Below are 21609 nucleotides of genomic sequence, written 5' to 3'. Positions count from 1 at the left end.
TATTACTTAACTCCATTTTAAGGACTTGCATGATAGCAACTATTCTCATTAAAGTCGTGATACCAGTTATATTTATGTGCTATAAACGCGCACAGTATACATAATAAGGAATACAAATATGACCTTTAAAGTTGACTTTAAAGTACGCGACTATGAATGCGATTTACAAGGCATTGTAAATAATAGTGTGTATTTTAATTACCTAGAGCATGCGCGCCATGAGTTTTTGCATGCGAATGGGGTTGATTTTTCTCAGCTTACTCGCGATAAAATTAATTTAGTCGTAATGCGTAGCGAGATGGATTATAAGCAATCACTAATGCCCGGAGATGAGTTTTATGTTGCTGTAGAGCCTGAGCGTATTAGTCGCTTAAAGTTTGGCTTTCGACAAACCGTGGTACGAAAGCATGATGAAAAAGTGATGTTAAAGGCACTGGTGATTGGCACCGCGGTGAATGAGCGAGGTCGGCCATTTTTGCCCGAGCAAGTTGATCTACTATTTAAGTCTGAGTAATTTTCCGGTGCCACCTTTTTTACTATCTTAGAACATTTTTTTACATTAAAAACATGCATTATTAACGGTATAAACTGTTATTTATTGTTATCATGTTGCAATTGAGTTTTAGGTTAGTAATTACATGAAATTAGCAGCAATCCCGATGCTTATAATCGGTTTATGTATTGGCTGCTCATCGACAGGGACAGTCACCAGTGAGCAATTAAAATACACTAAGTGGCAACTATCACGGGTTGATGGTTTAGCGATCCCTGCATCATATTCAGCATCATTAAGTTTTATTGAAGCTCTGCAAGTCAATGGTTTTGCTGGTTGTAATAAATTTTTTGGTGAAGGTCAACTTGATGATAATCATTTAACGGTGAATAAATTAGGTATGACCCGTAAATCATGCGGAGATAAATTGGACGAGTTTGAACAGCAGTTTTTAAATGCGTTAAAGCAAGGTGTGCCACTGCAAATTCAAGATCAACAATTGGTTTTAAATGGCGAGCAAACATTTGCGTTTATTCCCGCAAGTTGATCTCTTGCAGGCTCGCAATATCTAACGTACACTCGTTAACGAACAATATATAGAATTTTACTTGTCGGAGTGCCTTGAGTTTTTAACTTAAAGGCTGAGATCGCGAAAGCGGGATCCGTGAACCTGATCAGGCTAACACCTGCGTAGGGAACAAGCTGCCTAAAACGGGTGCTTGTGCGCCAGTTTTGGGCATAAGCACTGTGGCTGCCAAGGTTGGTAGTGCTTTTTTGTAACACCAATCTACGATCCATGTAGCATTTGCTACTCTCTATTGCGTTGCTTTTTATCGCACAGCAGTATCTGACAAGACAACCCTTTTAGCAATGAGGTAAGTCATGTCAAACACATCAAATAAACCGTCTCGCCGCGAAACTCGTGCGGCTGCATCAGATTATATTTATAACCTTACTGGGCAACCATTTCCAAGCTCACACAAAGTTTATGTACAAGGTACGCAAGATAATGTGCGTGTTGGTATGCGTGAAATTACTTTGAGTGATACCTTTATCGGTGGCACCGATGAAAACCCAGTGTACGAATCAAATACACCACTGCGTGTTTATGATACGTCAGGCCCATACACAGATCCTGATTTTACTCTAGATGTTCGTAAAGGGCTGGATAAGTACCGCGAACAGTGGATTGAAAGCCGTGGCGATACTGAAATTTTAGGCTCAGTCAGCTCGCAGTTTTCTCAGCAACGCATGGCCGATGAAGGCCTTGATCATATTCGTTTTGAGCATCTCCCAAAAATTCGCCGCGCTAAAGCCGGTAAAAATGTCACGCAAATGCATTATGCTCGCCAAGGTATTATCACACCGGAAATGGAATATGTCGCAATTCGTGAAAACATGGGCCGTGCGCAACTTCAAAAAGAGTTATTAGCACAGCAGCACCAAGGCGAGTCGTTTGGTGCGAGTATCCCTGAGTTTATCACTCCTGAATTTGTGCGTGATGAAATTGCCCGTGGTCGTGCGATTTTACCTAACAACATTAATCATCCAGAAACTGAGCCGATGATTGTAGGGCGCAATTTTTTAGTGAAAGTGAACGCTAATATTGGCAACTCATCAGTTAGCTCATCTATTGAAGAAGAAGTTGAAAAAATGGTCTGGTCAACCCGCTGGGGCGCTGACACAGTTATGGATTTATCAACGGGTCGTTATATTCATGAAACTCGTGAATGGGTAGTACGTAACTCACCAGTGCCAATTGGTACTGTGCCTATTTATCAAGCGCTTGAAAAAGTAAATGGGGTGGCTGAAGATCTAACGTGGGAAATTTTCCGCGATACTCTAATTGAACAAGCCGAGCAGGGCGTAGATTACTTTACTATTCACGCTGGGGTGTTATTACGCTACGTTCCAATGACGGCAAAACGTGTCACTGGGATTGTGTCGCGTGGCGGTTCAATTATGGCGAAATGGTGTTTAGCGCATCATAAAGAAAACTTCCTTTATACTCATTTTGAAGATATTTGTGAGATTTTGAAACAGTACGATGTGTGTTTCTCATTAGGAGATGGCCTGCGTCCTGGTTCAATTGCAGATGCCAACGATGACGCGCAATTTAGTGAACTGCGTACGTTAGGTGAGCTGACCAAAATCGCGTGGAAACACGATGTACAAGTGTTTATTGAAGGCCCAGGGCATGTGCCAATGCATATGATCAAAGCTAATATGGAAGAGCAGCTTAAGCATTGCGACGAAGCACCTTTTTACACCCTTGGCCCGCTGACAACTGACATCGCCCCAGGCTATGACCATATCACCTCTGGTATTGGGGCGGCGCAAATTGCATGGTATGGCTGTGCAATGCTGTGTTATGTCACACCAAAAGAGCATTTAGGTTTACCAAATAAAGAAGACGTTAAAGAAGGGCTGATCACCTATAAAATTGCCGCTCATGCCGCCGATTTAGCCAAAGGTCATCCCGGAGCGCAAGAGCGTGATAATGCGTTATCAAAAGCGCGTTTTGAGTTCCGCTGGCATGACCAATTTAATATTGGTTTAGACCCTGTTCGTGCTCGTGAATACCATGACGAAACACTGCCACAAGAATCTGGCAAAGTAGCGCATTTTTGCTCTATGTGTGGGCCAAAATTCTGCTCAATGAAAATCACCCAAGAAGTACGAGAATACGCTAAAGATCTAGAAGCCAGAGGCATAGATCCTAACAACGTAGGTGATGCTATTGAGATCAAAATGGTCGATGTTGAAGCCGAGATGCAAGCTAAATCAGCCGAATTTAAACAAAGCGGCTCAGAGATTTATCATAAAGCGGTTTAAAAACTAGTTAGCGAGTTAGAGAGTTGGCGAGTGAAAAGCTCGCTAACTTTACTCTTGTAGCTAGAAAACTGAATTAAGGATTCTCATGTCTTACAATATTGCGGTGGTGGGGTTTGGTTTAACGGGCCGTTTAACGGCGCTTGAGTTGAGTTTACAGCATCGGGTAACTGTTTATGAAGCGGGTGACGAACAAGCGCTTGATAGTGCAGGAAGAGTGGCAGCGGCGATGCTTGCGCCACTGGCTGAATCTGTATTCTGCGAGCAAGACTTGGCCTTGATGGGGCTGGATTCAATAAAGCGTTGGCCGAGAATTTTAGCGCAACTTGATGAAGCGGTGTTTTTCCAACAGCAAGGTACACTTGTGGTTGCACACCAGCAAGATAAAGGTGACTTACAAAGTTTTATACAGCGTTTAAAGCCTTTAGCTGAACATCAAGGACATCAGTTAACAGGGGCACATATTGCTGAATTAGAGCCAGAGCTTACAGGGCGTTTTAACCAAGGTGTGTATTTACCTTGCGAAGGGCAAATTGATAATCAGGCTTTTTATCAAGCCAGTTTTAACACTCTAAAGCAGCGTAATGTGAGCTTTAAGTTTGCACAACAGGTTGATGTAGCATCGTTAAATCTACAGCAATCGTTTGATTATATTATTGATTGCCGTGGCCTTGGCGCTAAAAGCGTAGCGTGTAAGCTACGCGGAGTACGTGGCGAAGTAGTGCGTTTGTACGCCCCTGAGGTTAATTTAACGCGGCCAGTGCGGTTAATGCACCCGCGTTATCCTATTTATATTGCTCCGAAGCCAAATCATCAATACGTAATTGGCGCGACAGAAATTGAATCACAAGATAAGGGGGCTGCCACTGTGCGTTCGACTCTTGAGCTGTTATCAGCAGCGTACACAGTACACAGTAGTTTTGCTGAGGCGCGAGTGTTGAATATTCAAACCGGCCTGCGTCCTGCATTTAGTGATAACCGCCCGCAGGTTTCCCAGCAGCAAAATGTGATCAGCATTAATGGCTTATATCGTCATGGTTATTTACTCGCACCGAGTTTAGTGGCCGATGCCATTACACGGATAAAATAAGGCTTATTATGAAAGTAAGTATGAAAATAACAATTAATGGTCAACATTTTGAGTTAGCAGATAGCACCAATGTAGCCCAAGGTTTGACGCAGTTTGCAGCAAAAGAGCCTTTTGCAGTGGCGCTTAATGGTCAATTTATACCGCGTAGTCAATGTGATACTACCTTACTTAACGAAGGCGATAGCATTGAATTACTGTCACCGATCCAAGGTGGCTAATATGAGTAGCGTAATATCAGATAGTTTCAGTATTTATGGTGAGCAGATCACTAGTCGGTTATTAATTGGCTCAGCACTTTATCCATCACCTGCGGTTATGGCCGATTCGATTGTTGCCTCTGGCGCTCAGATTGTTACTGTGTCATTACGACGTCAACAAAGTGCCGCCGCAGGAGATGACTTTTGGCAATTGATCAAAGATACGGGCTTAAAAATTCTACCCAATACTGCAGGCTGCCACAGTGTCAATGAAGCAATTACACTGGCACAAATGTGCCGCGAAGTGTTTGCTACCGATTGGATAAAACTTGAGTTGATTGGTGATGACTATAACCTGCAACCAGATCCATTTGCATTACTGGAAGCGACACAGATTTTATTAGCCGAAGGTTTTAAAGTATTACCTTATTGTACTGACGACTTAGTGTTATGTCAGCGTTTAGCTGATGCAGGGTGTGAAGTACTGATGCCGTGGGGAGCGCCTATTGGCACAGGTAAGGGCTTGTTAAATAAATATAATTTAAAAACTATTCGGGAGCGCCTACCCGATACCACATTGATTGTTGATGCTGGCCTTGGCTTACCATCACACGCCTGCCAAGCGCTTGAATTAGGTTATGATGCGGTGTTATTGAATTCGGCTATTGCAGGGGCGGGCTGCCCTGTTACCATGAGTCATGCATTTAAAGCAGCCGTTGATGCGGGTCGTTTTGCTTACCGAGCAAAGGCGATGCCAGAAAAAGACGTCGCTGCGCCATCTACGCCCACTATGGGTATGCCATTTTGGCATCAACAGTAATAAATGAAGTAAAAAATTAGGAAATACGTAACTATGAATCATGTTGTTTGGACAATTGCTGGCTCTGACTCTGGCGGTGGTGCAGGTATTCAGGCGGATATTAAAGCGATGCAAAGTTTTGGCGTCCATGGTTGTACAGCGATCACCGCATTGACTGCGCAAAACAGCCTAGGCGTTGAAGCACTTAACCCGATTTCAACCGATGTTATTGAGTCGCAATTACTCGCCCTTGAAAGCGACATGAAAGCCCGTGTTATTAAAATTGGTATGCTGGCCAATGTGCAGCAAATTCAATTGATCAGTGAGCATCTAAAACATTATAAAGCCACTTGGCCGGTTGCGCCTTTGGTTGTATATGATCCGGTGGCCATTGCTAGCAGTGGTGACTTACTGACAGAAGAAGATACCGTTAGCGCAATTAAAGAATGCTTATTGCCGCTGGTGGATGTGATCACTCCGAATACCCATGAAACGCAGTTGCTCACTGGGATATATTTAATTGGTCCCAGTGCTGTGATCGAGGCTGCGCAAAAGCTGCAAAGCTGGGGCGCAAAAGCGGTGCTGATCAAAGGTGGCCATTGGGATTATCCAAGCGGATATTGCATTGATTACTGCAGTGATGCCAGCTCTTATGGCAGTAATGAATATTGGCTTGGTAACGAAAAAATTCAAACGCCGCACAGCCATGGTACCGGTTGTAGTATGGCGTCAGTGATTGCAGCGTGTTTAGCGAAAGGTTACCCGCTTAAAGATGCCTTTATTTTAGCCAAAGCCTATATCAATCAAGGCTTAAAAGCTGCGGTTCGTTATGGTGAAGGAATTGGCCCTGTGGCACAAACGAGCTTTCCCGATAATCTTGATGATTACCCACAAGTCATTGAAGCGGGCAGTTGGCTGGGTGATGAGCTGGATTTTGAACAACCAAACGAATTTACTATGGCGGCAGGTTTTACTGAGTGTGAAAACAAACAGCTTGGTTTATATGCGGTGGTTGATAGTCTCGATTGGTTAGAAAAGTGCTTAGCGCAAGGCGTTAAAACTGTACAACTTAGAATGAAAAACGCCAGCGAAGAAGAGCTTGAACACGCTATTGCTGCGGCGGTCACACTTGGTAAAAAGTACGATGGCAATGTGTATATCAACGATCATTGGCAGCTGGCAATCAAACATGGCGCTTATGGTGTGCATTTAGGTCAAGAAGATTTACTTGAGGCTAATCTGGTGGCCATTAAAGAGTCGGGCATGCGTTTGGGGATTTCGACCCATGGTTTTTATGAAATGCTGCGTGCTCATAATTACCGCCCGAGTTATATGGCGTTTGGCGCTATTTACCCAACCACGACCAAAGATATGACAGGGCAAATTCAAGGGCTTGAAAAGTTAAAGCATTTTGTGCCGTTAATGAGTGATTACCCAACGGTAGCTATTGGTGGCATTGATTTAGCACGAGCGGGCGAGGTTGCTGTAACCGGTGTTGGCAGTGTAGCTGTTGTTAGGGCTATTAGTGAGGCCAGTGACTATCAACAGGCGATTGCCGATTTACAAATGGCTATTAATAGCAATGAGTGAGGCAATAAAAGGATCTTTATCTGACAAAGAGCAGTTACGTTACAGTCGTCATTTAATGCTTAAAGAAGTCGGCTTTGAAGGGCAGTTAAAGCTCAAAGCCGCTCACGTTGTGGTAATTGGAGCGGGGGGGTTAGGCAGCCCCGCATTACTGTATTTAGCTGCGGCTGGCATTGGCGAATTAAGCGTGCTAGATGATGATAAGGTTGAGCTTTCAAATTTACAGCGCCAAGTGCTCTATAAAGTAAATCATTTAGGGCAAGATAAGGTCAGCGCTGCGGGCAAAGTATTAAGCAGCTTAAATAATCAAATCAAGATCAACACAGTAAGTGCAAAACTAACCACTGAAAATGCTGAACAAGTTTTTACTGGCGCAACCTTAGTACTTGATTGCAGCGATAACTTCAGCACTCGCTATGTAGTAAACCAGCAATGCTTGGCACTGGGTATTCCACTGGTGTCGGGGGCGGCAATAGCGAGTGAAGGGCAGTTGATGTGTTTCGATTTTCGCCAGCCACAGAGCCCTTGTTACGGGTGTATATTTGGAGCACAACCGCAACAGCAAGCGCTTAATTGCAGTAACGCGGGCGTGCTTAGTCCGTTGTTAGGTGTTATTGGCTCGATGCAAGCACTGTTGGCAGTTAATATCTTGCTGGGCCATCATCAAGGCAGTCAGTTTATTCGTTTTGATGGGCTAAGTTTAGCGCAGCAGCAGTTTAAATTAACTAAAGCGCCCGAATGTACTGAGTGTGCTGGGGAAAGAGCTTAAATAAAAAACGCGGCATGACTGCATTAGTCAGTCCGCGTTTTTAATTAAAATGAGTTATAACTTAATTATTAATTAGGTATTAATCATCAATCATCAATCATCAATCATCAATTTTAGCAAACGGTGTGCCCATGCGAGTCACTGTGCCTGGTTTTTGATCATCAAAGATATCTGCTTTATTAGCACCCCAGGCTAAAATAACCGTGGAGCCTAATTTAAAGCGACCCATCTCTTCACCCTTTTTCAAGGTAATTGCATTTTCACCTGAGGTTTTGTAGTTCCAGCTAAATACATCTTTACCTGCTGGTGGTGTAACTGTACCGGCCCAAATAGTTTCGATACTGGCAACAATTGTTGCACCCACTAATACCATGGCAAGCGGGCCAATTTCAGTCTCAAAAATGGCTACTACGCGTTCGTTACGAGCGAATAGGTTAGGTACATTTTGCGCGGTAAGTGGGTTTACTGAAAATAAATCACCGGGGACGTAAATCATTTTACTCAAGGTGCCATCAATCGGCATATGAATACGATGATAGTCTTTTGGCGCTAAGTAAATCGTTGCAAAGTCGCCGCCTAAAAAAGGCGCTGTATCTTGCTCTGAGCCGCCAAGTAAAGCTTGTAAGCTATAGTCATGTCCTTTGGCTTGAATAAGCTGGCCTTCAACAATTGGGCCTAGTTGACTGATGGCACCATCTACAGGGTGAGTAATGATGTCATCTTCAGTGGTTAATGGCCGAACGCCTTCTTTTAAAGGACGAGTAAAAAACTCATTAAACGTTTTATAGTGAGCTGGGTCGCTATATTGCGCTTCATTCATATCAATTTTATATTGTTTAATAAACAATTTAATTAAAGTAGTTGTTAGTGCGCCTGCTTTAGCTGCAGCTAACTTGCCTACCATACGGGATACAAAATGTTTTGGCATTGCGTACTGCATTGCGATTTTGAATTTGTCTAAACTCACAAGTTTTTTCCTAAAAAATTATACGCGTGGAGCACGAGCACCCGCTCGGCCATCGGCCATTGTTTCTAAAATTCTATGGTAGCTATCAAAACGTAGCTGTGAAATATCACCATCATCGATTGCTTGGCGAATTATACAGCCTGGATCATTTAAATGTTTACAGTCTCTAAAGCGGCAACCGCCAATAAACTTGCGAAACTCTTTAAAGCACCAAGTAACACGCTCTACATCTAAGTGCCACAAGCCAAATTCACGAATACCAGGGGAATCAATTAAGTTACCGCCTGAAGGTAAGTGATGAAGTCGTGACACGGTTGTTGTGTGTTGGCCAAGGCCACTATTTTCAGAGACCTCTTTGGTCAGTATTTCGGCATCAGGTAAAACAGTGTTAACTAAAGTTGATTTCCCCACACCACTTTGACCAACAAAAATACTATTTTTATCAATTAAGGTTTCTTTGAGTGCATCAATACCGTAACCGGTTTTATTACTGACTAGTAATACTTGATAATCAAGTGACCTATAAATATCCAAAATTTTGTTGATGTTAGCAAGCCCAGGCTTATCAATTAAATCTATTTTATTGAGCACTAAAATAGGCTCAATGCCCATATCTTCGCAGGCAATTAAATAGCGGTCGATAATACTGGGGGTAAACTCTGGTAGTACCGCAGAGACCATCAAAATCTGGTCAATGTTGGCGGCTATGACTTTTACACCGTCGTAAAAATCAGGGCGAGTAAGTTGCGAGCGCCGTTCATGCATCGCTTCTATAACGCCAGCTAAATCACCTTCGCTGACTTTTGCGCGGCGAAATTGCACTTCGTCTCCGCAAACAATACCTTTAACGGTACGGCGAATATTGCAGCGCAAAACATCTCCGTTATCAGTTTCAATATCGGCATGTTGACCAAACCGACTGATCACCACGGCATTTTCAGGCGCACCTAAATTGTCAGTTTGCCATTGCTCAACCTTGTTAGTGGTTGGCGCAGAATCTGCATTAGACAAGCGTTTTTGGTGATTGGCCTTAATCCTACGGGATTGACCTTTACTTAATTTCTTCTGTTTTGCCACTTTTGGCCCATAACTTAGTTAAATGTCGTGCTTTTTGAAAAAAAAGCTTTAGGTCGACTGATGATACTAATATGATATATCTAAATGCGTTAGATCTAAAGGAAAGCACCGCAAGGTAATTATGTCTTTTCATAAATCAAATCTGATTTGGCTCGACCTCGAAATGACAGGTCTTGAACCAAGTACAGACAAAATACTCGAAATCGCCACGGTTGTCACCGACAGTGCGTTAAACATCTTGGCTGAAGGGCCAACTATTGCAATTCATCAAAGTGATGAATTGCTTGATGGTATGGATGAATGGTGTACTAAGCAACATGGTCAGTCAGGGTTAACTGCACGCTGTAAAGCGAGCACATTCACAGAGCAAGATGCTGTTGAACAAACTTTGGCATTTTTAAAGCAGTGGGTTCCTGCAGGCGCTTCGCCTATGTGTGGTAATTCAATAGGCCAAGATAGACGCTTTATGAATAAATATATGCGTGAACTGGAAGATTACTTCCACTATCGTAATTTAGACGTAAGCACTATCAAAGAACTAGCACGACGCTGGAAACCAGAAGTTTTAGCACAAGTGCACAAAAAAGGTTCACACCTTGCTCTTGATGATATCAAAGATTCCATCATGGAATTAAAAGTCTACCAAGAAAAATTCTTTAATTTGTAAAAAACACTTGCAAACACATCGGATTATTGTAGAATCCTGCCCCGCTTAAGACGATAACCCCCGCGGGGTTAGTGTGCTTGAGCAATTTGAATGCGGCACTAGTTCAGTTGCCGGAACGTTCACCGCGACCTGTCGCGGACCAACAGACAAATTACTGACTATTTTGAATGCGGCACTAGCTCAGTTGCCAGAACGTTTACCGCGACTTGTCGCGCACCAACGGACAAATTACTGACAATTTTGAAATGCGGCACTAGCTCAGTTGCCAGAACGTTTACCGCGACTTGTCGCGCACCAACGGACAAATTACTGACAATTTTGAAATGCGGCACTAGCTCAGTTGGTAGAGCGCGACCTTGCCAAGGTCGAGGTCACGAGTTCGAGCCTCGTGTGCCGCTCCAATTTCTCACCAAAGAAATTGGAGTAGAAATAAAGATTCAAGATGAAAGGCAAAAGGAACAAGGTTTAATTTTGATAGAACCTAGAACCTAGAACCTAGAACCTAGAACCTAGAACCTAGAACCTAGAACCTAGAACCTAGAACCTAGAACCTAGAACCTAGAACCTAGAATGCGGCACTAGCTCAGTTGGTAGAGCGCGACCTTGCCAAGGTCGAGGTCACGAGTTCGAGCCTCGTGTGCCGCTCCAATTTCTAACCAAAGAAATTGGTTAATAGTTTCAAAGTAAAAGATGAAAGGCACAAGCTTTTGCTAGAACCTAGAACCTAGAACCTAGAACCTAGAACCTAGAACCTAGAACCTAGAACCTAGAACCTAGAACCTAGAACCTAAAAGTTATAATGCGGTACTAGCTCAGTTGGTAGAGCGCGACCTTGCCAAGGTCGAGGTCACGAGTTCGAGCCTCGTGTACCGCTCCAATCTCTTTAAGCAATCTAAAATAAAATATGCCAAGGTCGCACTAAATCATAAGCAGTTCGAGCCTCGTGTACCGCTCCAATCTCTTAAAAATGAATACCCACCCAAATTTGATTGACAAGCAGTTATTGCTTAAAGCACATATCCAATTTATTTGGTACTTCAATTTAAATTAAATAGTTTTATTTAAACTTGCCCTTGCAGCGTTGCAATAATACGTCTTGCGCCGCCATGATCACGATGTTCGCCTAAGTAGATCCCTTGCCATGTACCAAGCTGTAAACGTCCTTGGCTAATTGGAATCGTTAGTTCGCAGCCTAAGGTACTCGTTTTTATATGCGCAGGCATATCATCATCACCTTCGTAATCATGACGATAATAAGGTTGGCGCTCGGGAACAAATTTATTGAAGTGACTTTCCATATCCATACGTACTGTCGGATCGGCATTTTCATTAATCGTTAAGCTGGCTGAAGTATGCTGTATAAAAAGGTGTAATAAGCCAATTTGGTAATCGGAAATCTCAGGGAGTTGGCTGAGTATTTCGCTATCAATAATATGAAAGCCTCGAGAGCGAGGCTTTAAAAGTAGTTGTTTTTGCAACCAGCTCATATTTTATCGAAACTAACTTCAATATTGGCATTACCGGCATCAGAGGTAAATGGGATTAATATTTTTGCCCCTTCACTTTTATGAGTTATGGTATGGCCTTTACCAGACACAACGATTGGTGTAGCCATATTAAAGTCATAGCCTTTTTCACCAAGTAGATTTTTTGCCCCACCAGTGACCATATTGGTAATTTCACCAACCATATCGGTTACTTCTTCATTGATCGAATCAGGGCGTTCACCTAGCATTCTTTCCATAATAGTCAAGGCAAGGCTCTCATCAAAAGTGATCGAAAATGAACCTTTAGTTTGTGGTCCTACCATGCCAATTAATCCCGAAACGTCGCCACAGGCAACTTCATCTTTTTTTATTTTCGGCTTACCCGGTTTTAGTTCGGTTTGCGCCATTGTGCTGAGCACATTTAATAAAGATGATAAAAAAGGATTGATGAACTCTACATTCATTGTTGTTTATCCCTCGAATTTAGCAGTTTAACTGCGGTTATACGTTAAAGTGTAGTGAGTTATTTTAGCTCTGCACTTAATTATTCTTTACAATTCCCACATCTACCATGGGCTTCAATAGTTTGCCCCGATACGACGAAACCACTCTCAGCAGCAAGACTATTAAGTTCATGCGAAATCACGCTAGAGTGCAGCTCTTTGACAAAACCACAACTGTCGCATATCAACAGTTGTACAGGGTGGATATGATCAAAATGATGACACAACATAAATGCGTTAGTACTTTCAATTTTGTGAATAAAACCTAATTCAGCTAAAAAGTCTAAGGCACGGTAAATTGTGGCTGGTTTTGCTCCTGATTCAGTGAGTTTTAGTTGCTCTAATAAATCATAAGCGCCCACTCCGCCTTGCGCACTTGCTAATAGGCGAAATACTTTTTCACGAATTGGAGTGAATCGCGCACCGCGATTGTCACACACTTGTTTGGCTTTACTAACGAGTGATTCTATTTTCATCTTCTCTTATCCTTACGCTACCGTGTTATACTAACATACTGTATTGTAGTTGCAGCGTTTTTATTAGACAGTTTTATTCTAGGAAGGCTAACAATGAATGAATTATTAGCGGTATTTATTTTCTTTTTTGCGGTGATCGATCCAATCGGTACTGTGCCTGTTTTTATAGCCTTAACACGCGGTGATAGTGACAAATTCAAACGTAAAGTCGCGTTGAAAGCTGTTCTGGTGTCTGCTGGGGTATTATTGTTTTTTGTTGTCGCTGGGGAGCTGCTTTTAAATGCTATAAATATCCCCTTGTCAGCGTTTCAAATCGCAGGTGGTATCGTGTTATTGCTGTTTGCTTTGTCGATGATTTTTGGTGAAAGCAAACCTGAAATGGAAATTAAAAGTGTACGTGATAGCACTGAAACGGCCATTTTCCCTTTAGCTATTCCATCAATTGCCAGTCCAGGCGCGATGCTTGGCGCTGTTTTGATGACTCGTAATACTGAATACACGTGGGTTGAGCAGTTAATTACTTCATCAATGATGTTAGCTGTTCTTACTGTGGTACTTGTGCTGTTACTGTTGGCAACCCATGTTCACAAATTAATTGGTGATAGCGGTGCGAGTATCGTTAGCCGGATCATGGGTTTGATCCTTTCATCAGTTGCCGTGACAAATATACTCGACGGGATAGCCCATTATTTTGGCTTACAAGTATTCATATAAAGGCTGTGTAGCGCTGCTAAATAACTATTGTCATATAAAATTTTGAATTATTGCTTAGAATTATCTAGATTAAATATAACGTAATAAAGTTTAAGGAATGAAAAATGTTATTAAAAAAGATTATTTTATGCGGTTTTCTCGCTTTAGGATTAACGGCCTGCGTTGAACCGCCTCCAAGCGAAATGAAGGTTATTCAAGTTACTGACTATGATTTTAGCCATAATGACAATCATGCTGTTACCGTATATTTCGGTCATACGGGAGGGGATCATTACACCGTTACTTTATTACGAGACGAAATTAAAGAGGGGGTGTTTATTGAATCTTCCGCTAAAAATGCGCCTAATTTAGTGTTTGATGCCAGTTGGGCTGGTGAATATTATGTGCAGTCAGCTAAGCATGATACTCATTCATCTTTAAAAATACTTGAGCTAAATAGCGAAGCTAAAGTTGCTAAATTTGAAGTCGCAGCACGTTTGGTTAACCCCAAGCAAAAAAATGATTATATAAGCTTAGAAAAAACCACCATTACAGTGCAAGGCCAGCAATTTGATAATCTAACAAAATCGTTTTAAGTATATTATCTAAAGCGCAGCATACATTTTTGTTGCTGCGTTAAACAACTCAATCTCTGCTACCGACAAACAACAACTTGCTTACGATTGAAGCTCGGCTTTGATTTGTGTAAAATATAGCGCCTTCCAATGAGGGAATAACCCTTATACTTATATATCATCTGAGGATTTTACTTTGAATAGACGTTTTTCTGTGGCACCTATGTTTGATTGGATAGATATTCAATAAAATAGTGAAGTTTATTGCTATGAGGGGGACTATAGGATGCCGCTGTTTAATTTGGAGGGGGACTTAATACTTTACTAAATGTTACTTAAATATTGATTTATTTTTTATAAGTTGTTTATCTTTTAGTGTAGCTGTGCTAAAAATGTTTTAAAGGAATAAAAGGTTGTTTATTTAAGTAAGAGGGGGTAGAATCCGCGCGCTCTTATTTTTAGTCTCATCTTGCTCGTTATCTAGGAAAGTAAATGAAAAACAATAATTTAGTGGAAGTTAACGTAGGAAATGAAATAATTAAATTAAACATTTCGAATAACCCTAAAGTTGAATGTTTTATTTCTGCTCGTGATAAAAAAAGAAAAAAAGAAGCAAAAGAAAGAGTGTATAAAGCTGCTAATAACTTGAGTTGGTAATAATTTTATAGTATTGATATCCTGTTAATATAATTAAACAGGATGTTACCATGGCTCAACCCGTCCAAAAAATCACAGAACTACCTCAATCTAATAACGCACATAAGAATCAAGAAACCCCGTTAGTCACCATTCAGAATCGAAGATCTGAGGAGCTCATTATAGGGCTTTGTGGAACTGTAGGTTCTGGTATTCGTGGGTTAAAGTCAACTTTAGAAAATAAATTAATAGAGTTTGGATATCATGTTGAGCATATACGTTTAAGTGAGCTTATTATATCGCAACAGAGTAATGCTGAAGAATTAAAAAAATTAAAAGGTTTTGAGCGTTATAAAGCATTGCAGGACTCAGGTGATGAGTTGAGAAATAAGCATCGTGCAAGCATTCTCGCCGAAATGGCTATTAGACAAATTACAATTTTAAGAGAGGCTAACTTTGGGGACGAAGGAACTGACGGTGTTATAAAAGTCACTAAAAAAGCAGCATATATAATTGACCAATTAAAACATCCAGATGAAATCTCTCTTTTAAAAGAAACTTATCGTAATAATTTCTACTTATTGGGAATGCTAAGAACTGAAAATGAAAGACGCGCAAACCTAAAAGAAGAGCAAATGACTGATACCGAAGCTGGTATTTTAATTGATCGTGATAGGAAAGCTGTTGAAAGTTATGGGCAGCATGTTGAAAAATCACTCCATAAATCTGATTATTTTATTAGAAATATCGATAGCTCTCAGGCTACGGGTGAATCAGTTGTTAGATTTATAAAGTTGATTCATGGGACAAATCATATTACCCCTACCAAAGATGAAGTCGGTATTTATAGTGCTTTTTCAGCATCTTTAAAATCTGCATGTCTCTCAAGACAGGTTGGAGCATCTATTTCTGATGATGATGGGAATATTCTTTCTACTGGATGTAATGACGTACCTAAATTTGGTGGAGGGCTATATAATGCAGAGAGCGATTATGATAAACGATGCTTTAATCACGGAAGTAAGTGTTACAATGATAAGCATAAATCATTATTAAAAAGTGAGATTGAAAGTATTTTAGAGTCAAAAAATATACCGGGAGCATCTCAAATTGCTCAACAGATACTAGAAGAATCAAAAGCTAAATCATTAATTGAATACTCAAGAGCAATACATGCAGAAATGGATGCAATTACAGCTCTTGCACGTAATGCCAATAGTAGTACGGTTGGGAAAACATTGTACTGTACTACTTATCCGTGCCATGTCTGTGCTAGGCATATAGTCGCTGCGGGAATAAAAAGAGTTGTTTATATTGAGCCATATGAAAAAAGTTTGGCTACTCAGCTCCATGGAGATGCGATTTATCACCCTGATAATCAAACAGCAGAGACTAAGGTACTAATTGAGAATTTTGAAGGTGTTTCGCCTTTAAGGTATTCTAAATTTTTTGGATATAATCAAAAAAGAAAAAATGGCTCAGGGGAAGTAATTGGTTACTTTGTTAACGGTTCTGGGCATGTTGATTTTCAACACTTAGATAGTTATGGCGAGTATGAGCTAAAGATAGTGCAACTATTGAATAACTCTTTACCAGATCAACCGTTTGAGTAGCTTCAATTGAACTCAATTTAAAACCCGTGACTAGCGGGTTTTTTATTTTGATGAAGTTCAAGATTATATTCTTTTAATTACATAACAAAATATCACATTCACTATTTAAAAGTTGGATAAATACATTTTTCAAACTTGTTTGTGTATAATCCCTCGCTTAATTATCAACTCGCATATTTATATAAGTTATTGATCTGTCCTACTCTGCTAGGGGGCCTATAGGGGGACCGTATAGGTAATTCAAGGCAATTCAGGGCAATTCAAAGCAATTCAAAGCAACTCGGAGCAGTAATTTTATGAATGAAGAAACCCTTGGAGGTGTTGTAATGACTGGGGAACCAGTAAAAACAAGCTTTCGTAGAATGTCCGTTGCCCCCATGCTCGATTGGACAGACCGCCATTGCCGTACTTTTCATCGTAAAATGACCAAGCATGCGGTGCTTTACACCGAAATGGTAACAACCGGTGCAATTTTATTTGGGCGTGGTGATTATCTACACTTTAATACACATGAAAACCCCGTTGCTTTGCAATTAGGTGGCTCTGATCCTGAAGCTTTGGCAAAGTGTGCAAAACTGGCTGCTGAACGTGGTTATGATGAAGTAAACCTAAATGTTGGTTGCCCTTCGGATCGAGTGCAAAATGGCCGCTTTGGTGCGTGTTTAATGGGCGAGCCGCAGCTTGTTGCTGATTGTATTGCAGCAATGAAGGCGGAGGTTACTATTCCTGTTACGGTGAAAACACGCATTGGTATTGATGAGCAGGATTCATATGAGTTTTTATGTGCGCTGATCGAAGCGAGTCATAAGGTTGGCTGTGATGACTTTATTATTCACGCCCGTAAAGCATGGCTAAAGGGATTAAGCCCGAAAGAAAACCGTGAAGTTCCACCACTTGATTATCCGCGTGTTTATCAACTGAAGAAAGATTACCCACAGCTTGATTTAAGCTTAAATGGTGGGGTTAATACCATCGCTGATAGTCTTGCTCATTTAGCGCATCTTGATGGCGTTATGATCGGTCGTGAAGCGTATAGTAATCCATTTATATTAAGTGAAGTGGACGAGAAAATTTACGGTGATACTGCGTGTACATTATCGCGTCATGACGTGGTGCGTTCAATGTATGGTTATATTGAAGATGAAATGCGCCAAGGCGCTAACTTTTGGCATATAGCTCGCCATATGTTGGGTATTTTCCAAGGCCAACCAGGGGCGCGAGGATTTAGACGTCATTTATCTGAAAACGGCCATGGTAAGCAAGCCGATTTATCCGTGATGGATAAAGCATTAAGTTTTGTGCCTGAGTAGCTGAAATTTTAATCTTGAAAGCCACTTTTTAGTGGCTTTTTTTGATCCTAAAATTTAGTCAAAATATTACTTTTTTAGTTAATTTAACGTATTTTAATTCAGCTAAACGTCACTTTTAAATTGATGTTATCTTTCTATCCTATTGTTATTTATTGTTTTAGTTGTTTTTTTAACGACATGGCATAAGTCTTGGAATCTCCTTGGTGTAATCCCCCATAATCAACAGGAGAAAATCATGGGCCTAATGAATCGTGTTAATGATCTAATTCAATCAAACTTGGTCGCTGTGCTTGATAAGGCAGAGGATCCAGCAAAACTACTTAATTTACTTATTATCGAGATGCAACAAGCTCTGAATGAGTGCCGTACTACTGCTGCAGCGATTTTGTGTGAAGAAAAAGCATTGAAACGCCAGCAAAGTGATAAGTTAACATCCATAGCACAATGGCAAGAAAAAGCCGAAATAGCCGTTAGTAAAGGCCGAGATGATTTAGCCACAGCCGCATTAAAAGAAAAGCAGCGTGTAGCCGCTGATATGGCAGCTGTTGAACCTGAGCTCGTTAAATTAACCGATTCATTGGCCAAGTTAGCTGACGATGCACAACGTTTACAAGACAAACTTAGTGCTGCCAAAGCAAAGCGGCAGAGCTTAACTCAGGTGCATAGTGTTTTAAATGCACGAGTACGAGTTAATCAGCAGTTACATAGCGATAAAGTGGCACATGCACTGTCGCGTTTTGATGTGATTGAGCGCCGAGTTGAGTCAATTGAATCACAAGTGGAAGCATACGAAATGGCTGCAGCTAATCAATCAGACACGGCAATGCAAATTGATGCGCTTGTTAAAGACGAAGCCTTGGATAAAGAGCTTGCAGCACTTAAAGCTAAAGTAAAACAGTCGGCTTAGGAGTTATAAAAATGAATACATTTAATAACAATACTCAATGGTGTAAAGATCCATTAAATAAAAAAATATCGGGAGTATGTAGTGGCTTAGCGCGTCGGTTTGACTTTCCGATTTGGGCAACTCGATTAGCAACTATTGTACTGTTTATTCAGTTCCCACTGTTTATTGGTGCGGGTTATTTAATTGCACATTGTTGTTTAGACAACAAGGTTTATTAGGAGAGCGCCATGAAAATTATTGCACTGTGTCTGCTAGCAGCATTGTTTATCGCTTCTAGTCCATTTGAGATAATGCAGTTTGACTCATGGCAGCTCCCTTTGTGGATTGCTGACTTGAGTTGGGTTGGCATTGAACTATTTGGTGCATTAGTCGCTATGGTGGTCGTTATTGCCATTATTGCGCTGGTTAGTGTTGGTTTGATTGGCGCAGGTCTAATAATAGGAGTCGGCGTGATGCTGGCTTTGTTGTTTGGTTCTGTGATGATCGCATGGCCGCTACTGCTGATTGTTTTTCTGTGTTGGTTAGTCGCGGATAATAAAAAGGTCGCATAGCTTGCCACACAGAGGTTACCTTAAATGCTAATTTAGCTGACTATTTTTTCGCAAATATGCTAAATTTAGCACTTAAAGTGATTATTATAACAAGGATCGAAATGACTCTTAAACCATTACTAACTATCTTCACAGCGGCTTTTTTAGCTGTAGGCCTATACTCTCCAGTGCTATTTGCCCATGCAGAGCATCAACATGATACAGCAAGTGATATTGTAGTTAGCAATGCCCAAGTAAGGATTTTTTTACCTGGCAGTCAATCCAGTGTTGGTTATTTAACGCTTGTTAATCATGGTGATGCAGCAGTGACATTAACTAAGGCTAGCCTTGAGGGCTTAGGACGAGTTGAAGTACATGAACATCAGCATGTTAATGGTATGATGAAAATGCAAAAAGTAGATGGGTTAGAGATCAAAGCACATCAACAGCTAGATTTTAAGCCAGGCAGTTATCATTTAATGGTTTTTGAACCAAAAGAGCCGTTAAAAATAGGGCAAGAACTCAAACTCACGCTATATTTTAGCAATGGAGATCGTGTATTTACTCAAGCTACCGTGGTTTCATTAGAAAGCCAAGTTGAGCAAGTATCACAATCTGAACAGCACCATACACATCACTAGGAGATTAAATGTCACAACATAAAGGGAAAATTATAGCAGGGCTAATATTAGTTTTTATTTTATTTTATGCCGTATCTGTGTATTGGAGTATTGAGCCAAACCGCGTAAATGTGATCACGCAAGCTAAACAGGATGCGCAGCAGCGTGGCGAAAAACTAGTAACAGGTTACACAACAACTACGGCTTTGATTAATGTTGCCAGCACATTATTGAATAAACCTGGTGGCTATTTATCAAATGATGTAATACCTCCGAGTATTCTTATGGATAATATGCCTGCTTGGGAATATGGCGCATTAGAAATGACGCGCGATTTGGCGCTATCAATGCGTAAAGACTTTAGCCGTTCTCAGTCGCAATCGACCGAACATGAAGCTCTAAAAAAAGCCCAGCCCCAATTTAATATTAGTTCAGAAGCATGGGCGTGGCCAAGTGCCGAGAGTGAATACCAAAAAGGCATTGATTTATTAATCGTGTATCGTACTCAAATAGCTGACCAAAACAGTCGTGACAGTCAGTTTTACGCGCGGGCAGACAACCTACGAGGCTGGTTAAAAGAAGCCGAAAAACGCCTTGGTAGTTTAAGTCAGCGGTTAAGTGCCAGCGTTGGTCAAGATCGGTTAAATACTGATTTAGCTGGTGACAAAGAAGCACACCAAGCGACTTATGCACCATTACAAAATCAGATAAAAACCTCTTGGTGGGAAATTGATGATGTGTTTTATGAATCACGCGGTGCAACTTGGGCTTTATTACATTTTTTGCAAGCGGTAGAATATGACTTTGCTGATGTATTAGAGAAAAAGAATGCACGTGTGAGCTTACAACAAATTATACGTGAGCTTGAAGCAACCCAAGAGACTGTTTGGAGTCCGGTGATTTTAAATGGTAATGGTTTTGGTTTTGTTGCTAATCACTCATTAGTAATGGCAAATTATATTTCACGAGCCAATGCGGCTCTTATTGAACTTAGCGAACTTTTAGCGCAAGGATAACACATGAAAAAGTACTGTTTAGCCGCTGCCCTTTCGATGGCATTTTTGGCTCCAGCGGCTCACGCTGACACTCTATTAGGTTTATATGTTGGTGTTGATGGCTGGCAATCTGATAATTCAGGTAGCTTTTCTGATAGCGGTAATATGCAAGACTTTAATTTTGAAGATGAAACCTTCATTAGCTACTACGCAGCGCTTGAGCATCCAATTCCATTAGTGCCAAATATTAAGTTAAAGTATACCGAGCTTGAGTTAAATGGCTCAACCTTGCTTAATGAGACGTTTGAGTTTGGTGGCACTTCATTTACAACCAATACCACTGCAACTACGGTCAGCGATTTATCACACATTGATTATATTTTATACTATGAGATATTTGATAATGACTTGTTGTCTATCGACTTAGGTGTAAATGCTAAGCAGTTTGATGGCGATATTGTTGTTACCGGTACTGCCAATGGCACAACAACAACAGAAACTGTGGATTTTTCTGGTTTTGTGCCATTAGTGTATGGTCGTGCTGAAGTAGGCTTACCGTTAACGGGTTTAAGCGTCTTCTTTGAAGGCAGCTTACTTGCTATCGATGATAGCAAAGTACAAGACTACCAAGCGGGTATTGCATGGGCTTTGCTTGATAACTTAGCGGTAGATTTAGATATCAAAGCTGGTTACCGTAAAATGACGCTAGAGCTTGATGATATTGATAATCTATATACTAATATTGATGCATCAGGTCCATTTGCCGGCATACAAATTCACTTCTAA

The 21609-nt window shown here is 41.0% G+C and carries 25 protein-coding genes, 3 tRNA genes and 1 riboswitch; of the genes, 23 read left to right on the top strand and 5 right to left on the bottom strand.

The annotated features are described in order from the left end of the window. The first annotated feature begins 118 nt into the window (after window positions 1–118). The 8 genes from PSR9079_RS21915 to PSR9079_RS21880 all read left to right on the top strand — a co-directional run bounded on the left by PSR9079_RS21915 (window position 119) and on the right by PSR9079_RS21880 (window position 7767). Window positions 119–514, top strand: a complete 396-nt coding sequence (locus tag PSR9079_RS21915) for an acyl-CoA thioesterase (RefSeq protein ID WP_149983252.1) — start codon at window positions 119–121, stop codon at window positions 512–514. Between the two features lie 124 nt (window positions 515–638). Next, entirely contained in the window at window positions 639–1040 is a 402-nt protein-coding gene (locus PSR9079_RS21910; protein WP_281290953.1) for an META domain-containing protein, read from the top strand. 55 nt (window positions 1041–1095) lie between these two features. Beyond that, window positions 1096–1207, top strand: a riboswitch (TPP riboswitch). 168 nt (window positions 1208–1375) lie between these two features. Further along, complete coding sequence (thiC, locus tag PSR9079_RS21905; RefSeq protein WP_149983251.1) at window positions 1376–3328, top strand: phosphomethylpyrimidine synthase ThiC; 1953 nt, start codon at window positions 1376–1378, stop codon at window positions 3326–3328. An 85-nt stretch (window positions 3329–3413) separates the two neighbouring features. After that, window positions 3414–4415, top strand: coding sequence for an FAD-dependent oxidoreductase (locus tag PSR9079_RS21900; RefSeq protein ID WP_149983250.1), 1002 nt, complete (start codon window positions 3414–3416; stop codon window positions 4413–4415). 20 nt (window positions 4416–4435) lie between these two features. Next, window positions 4436–4633, top strand: coding sequence for a sulfur carrier protein ThiS (gene thiS, locus PSR9079_RS21895; protein ID WP_149983268.1), 198 nt, complete (start codon window positions 4436–4438; stop codon window positions 4631–4633). A 1-nt stretch (window position 4634) separates the two neighbouring features. After that, entirely contained in the window at window positions 4635–5432 is a 798-nt protein-coding gene (locus tag PSR9079_RS21890; protein WP_149983249.1) for a thiazole synthase, read from the top strand. A 33-nt stretch (window positions 5433–5465) separates the two neighbouring features. Continuing rightward, window positions 5466–7001 (top strand): thiamine phosphate synthase, encoded by a 1536-nt coding sequence (gene thiE, locus PSR9079_RS21885; RefSeq protein WP_149983248.1) that lies wholly within the window; start codon window positions 5466–5468, stop codon window positions 6999–7001. After that, on the top strand, window positions 6994–7767 hold the full coding sequence (locus PSR9079_RS21880; protein WP_149983247.1) for a HesA/MoeB/ThiF family protein: 774 nt from the start codon (window positions 6994–6996) through the stop codon (window positions 7765–7767). The genes thiE and PSR9079_RS21880 overlap by 8 nt, the downstream gene beginning before the upstream one ends. A gap of 100 nt (window positions 7768–7867) precedes the next feature. Here the strand turns inward: PSR9079_RS21880 and asd are convergent, their stop codons facing one another. Together asd and rsgA are read right to left on the bottom strand one after the other, a co-directional pair. Further along, window positions 7868–8734: an archaetidylserine decarboxylase gene (gene asd / locus PSR9079_RS21875; RefSeq protein WP_179959238.1), complete on the bottom strand. Its 867-nt coding sequence runs from the start codon at window positions 8732–8734 to the stop codon at window positions 7868–7870. 18 nt (window positions 8735–8752) lie between these two features. Then, window positions 8753–9811: a small ribosomal subunit biogenesis GTPase RsgA gene (rsgA, locus tag PSR9079_RS21870; protein WP_149983246.1), complete on the bottom strand. Its 1059-nt coding sequence runs from the start codon at window positions 9809–9811 to the stop codon at window positions 8753–8755. Between the two features lie 121 nt (window positions 9812–9932). Here rsgA and orn point away from each other — a divergent pair, with 121 nt between their 5' ends. The 4 genes from orn (at window position 9933) to PSR9079_RS21850 (ending at window position 11355) form a co-directional block, all read left to right on the top strand. Then, a complete protein-coding gene (gene orn / locus PSR9079_RS21865; RefSeq protein WP_145234646.1) occupies window positions 9933–10478 on the top strand; it encodes an oligoribonuclease in 546 nt (181 codons plus the stop codon). A gap of 325 nt (window positions 10479–10803) precedes the next feature. Then, a tRNA-Gly gene (locus PSR9079_RS21860) sits at window positions 10804–10879 on the top strand. A gap of 171 nt (window positions 10880–11050) precedes the next feature. Next, window positions 11051–11126, top strand: a tRNA-Gly gene (locus tag PSR9079_RS21855). 153 nt (window positions 11127–11279) lie between these two features. Further along, a tRNA-Gly gene (locus tag PSR9079_RS21850) sits at window positions 11280–11355 on the top strand. Between the two features lie 184 nt (window positions 11356–11539). Here the strand turns inward: PSR9079_RS21850 and PSR9079_RS21845 are convergent. The 3 genes from PSR9079_RS21845 to PSR9079_RS21835 all read right to left on the bottom strand — a co-directional run bounded on the left by PSR9079_RS21845 (window position 11540) and on the right by PSR9079_RS21835 (window position 12944). After that, window positions 11540–11965: a secondary thiamine-phosphate synthase enzyme YjbQ gene (locus tag PSR9079_RS21845; protein ID WP_145234649.1), complete on the bottom strand. Its 426-nt coding sequence runs from the start codon at window positions 11963–11965 to the stop codon at window positions 11540–11542. Beyond that, a complete protein-coding gene (locus tag PSR9079_RS21840; protein ID WP_145234652.1) occupies window positions 11962–12429 on the bottom strand; it encodes a chemotaxis protein CheX in 468 nt (155 codons plus the stop codon). Before PSR9079_RS21840 ends, PSR9079_RS21845 begins: the two co-directional genes overlap by 4 nt. Before the next feature lie 80 nt (window positions 12430–12509). Continuing rightward, entirely contained in the window at window positions 12510–12944 is a 435-nt protein-coding gene (locus PSR9079_RS21835) for a transcriptional repressor (protein ID WP_145234655.1), read from the bottom strand. 93 nt (window positions 12945–13037) lie between these two features. On the opposite strand from PSR9079_RS21835, the gene PSR9079_RS21830 reads away from it, so the two are divergent. The 11 genes from PSR9079_RS21830 (at window position 13038) to PSR9079_RS21785 (ending at window position 21609) form a co-directional block, all read left to right on the top strand. Beyond that, on the top strand, window positions 13038–13658 hold the full coding sequence (locus PSR9079_RS21830) for a MarC family protein (RefSeq protein ID WP_149983245.1): 621 nt from the start codon (window positions 13038–13040) through the stop codon (window positions 13656–13658). A 104-nt stretch (window positions 13659–13762) separates the two neighbouring features. Beyond that, the gene (locus PSR9079_RS21825) at window positions 13763–14233 is read left to right on the top strand and encodes an outer membrane lipoprotein-sorting protein (RefSeq protein ID WP_149983244.1); all 471 of its coding nucleotides are present in this window, start codon (window positions 13763–13765) and stop codon (window positions 14231–14233) included. A 471-nt stretch (window positions 14234–14704) separates the two neighbouring features. After that, window positions 14705–14869 carry a hypothetical protein gene (locus tag PSR9079_RS23730; RefSeq protein ID WP_179959237.1) on the top strand — a complete coding sequence of 55 codons (165 nt, stop codon included), beginning with the start codon at window positions 14705–14707 and terminating at the stop codon, window positions 14867–14869. Between the two features lie 50 nt (window positions 14870–14919). Beyond that, window positions 14920–16461, top strand: a complete 1542-nt coding sequence (locus PSR9079_RS21820) for an anti-phage dCTP deaminase (RefSeq protein WP_149983243.1) — start codon at window positions 14920–14922, stop codon at window positions 16459–16461. Window positions 16462–16787: 326 nt separating this feature from the next. Then, a complete protein-coding gene (gene dusA, locus PSR9079_RS21815) occupies window positions 16788–17771 on the top strand; it encodes a tRNA dihydrouridine(20/20a) synthase DusA (protein ID WP_149983266.1) in 984 nt (327 codons plus the stop codon). Between the two features lie 235 nt (window positions 17772–18006). Continuing rightward, the gene (locus PSR9079_RS21810) at window positions 18007–18678 is read left to right on the top strand and encodes a PspA/IM30 family protein (RefSeq protein ID WP_149983242.1); all 672 of its coding nucleotides are present in this window, start codon (window positions 18007–18009) and stop codon (window positions 18676–18678) included. A gap of 11 nt (window positions 18679–18689) precedes the next feature. After that, window positions 18690–18896 (top strand): PspC domain-containing protein, encoded by a 207-nt coding sequence (locus tag PSR9079_RS21805; RefSeq protein ID WP_149983241.1) that lies wholly within the window; start codon window positions 18690–18692, stop codon window positions 18894–18896. Window positions 18897–18905: 9 nt separating this feature from the next. Further along, entirely contained in the window at window positions 18906–19229 is a 324-nt protein-coding gene (locus PSR9079_RS21800) for a hypothetical protein (RefSeq protein ID WP_149983240.1), read from the top strand. Window positions 19230–19330: 101 nt separating this feature from the next. Then, a complete protein-coding gene (locus PSR9079_RS21795) occupies window positions 19331–19849 on the top strand; it encodes a copper chaperone PCu(A)C (protein WP_149983239.1) in 519 nt (172 codons plus the stop codon). Between the two features lie 8 nt (window positions 19850–19857). Next, window positions 19858–20844: a DUF2333 family protein gene (locus PSR9079_RS21790; protein WP_149983238.1), complete on the top strand. Its 987-nt coding sequence runs from the start codon at window positions 19858–19860 to the stop codon at window positions 20842–20844. A 3-nt stretch (window positions 20845–20847) separates the two neighbouring features. After that, window positions 20848–21609 (top strand): TIGR04219 family outer membrane beta-barrel protein, encoded by a 762-nt coding sequence (locus PSR9079_RS21785; protein WP_149983237.1) that lies wholly within the window; start codon window positions 20848–20850, stop codon window positions 21607–21609.

Source organism: Pseudoalteromonas rhizosphaerae (assembly GCF_902498845.1).
Lineage (GTDB): Bacteria > Pseudomonadota > Gammaproteobacteria > Enterobacterales > Alteromonadaceae > Pseudoalteromonas > Pseudoalteromonas rhizosphaerae.
The sequence above is the reverse complement of the archived record's forward strand: the minus strand, read 5'-3'. Positions and strand labels throughout refer to the sequence as shown.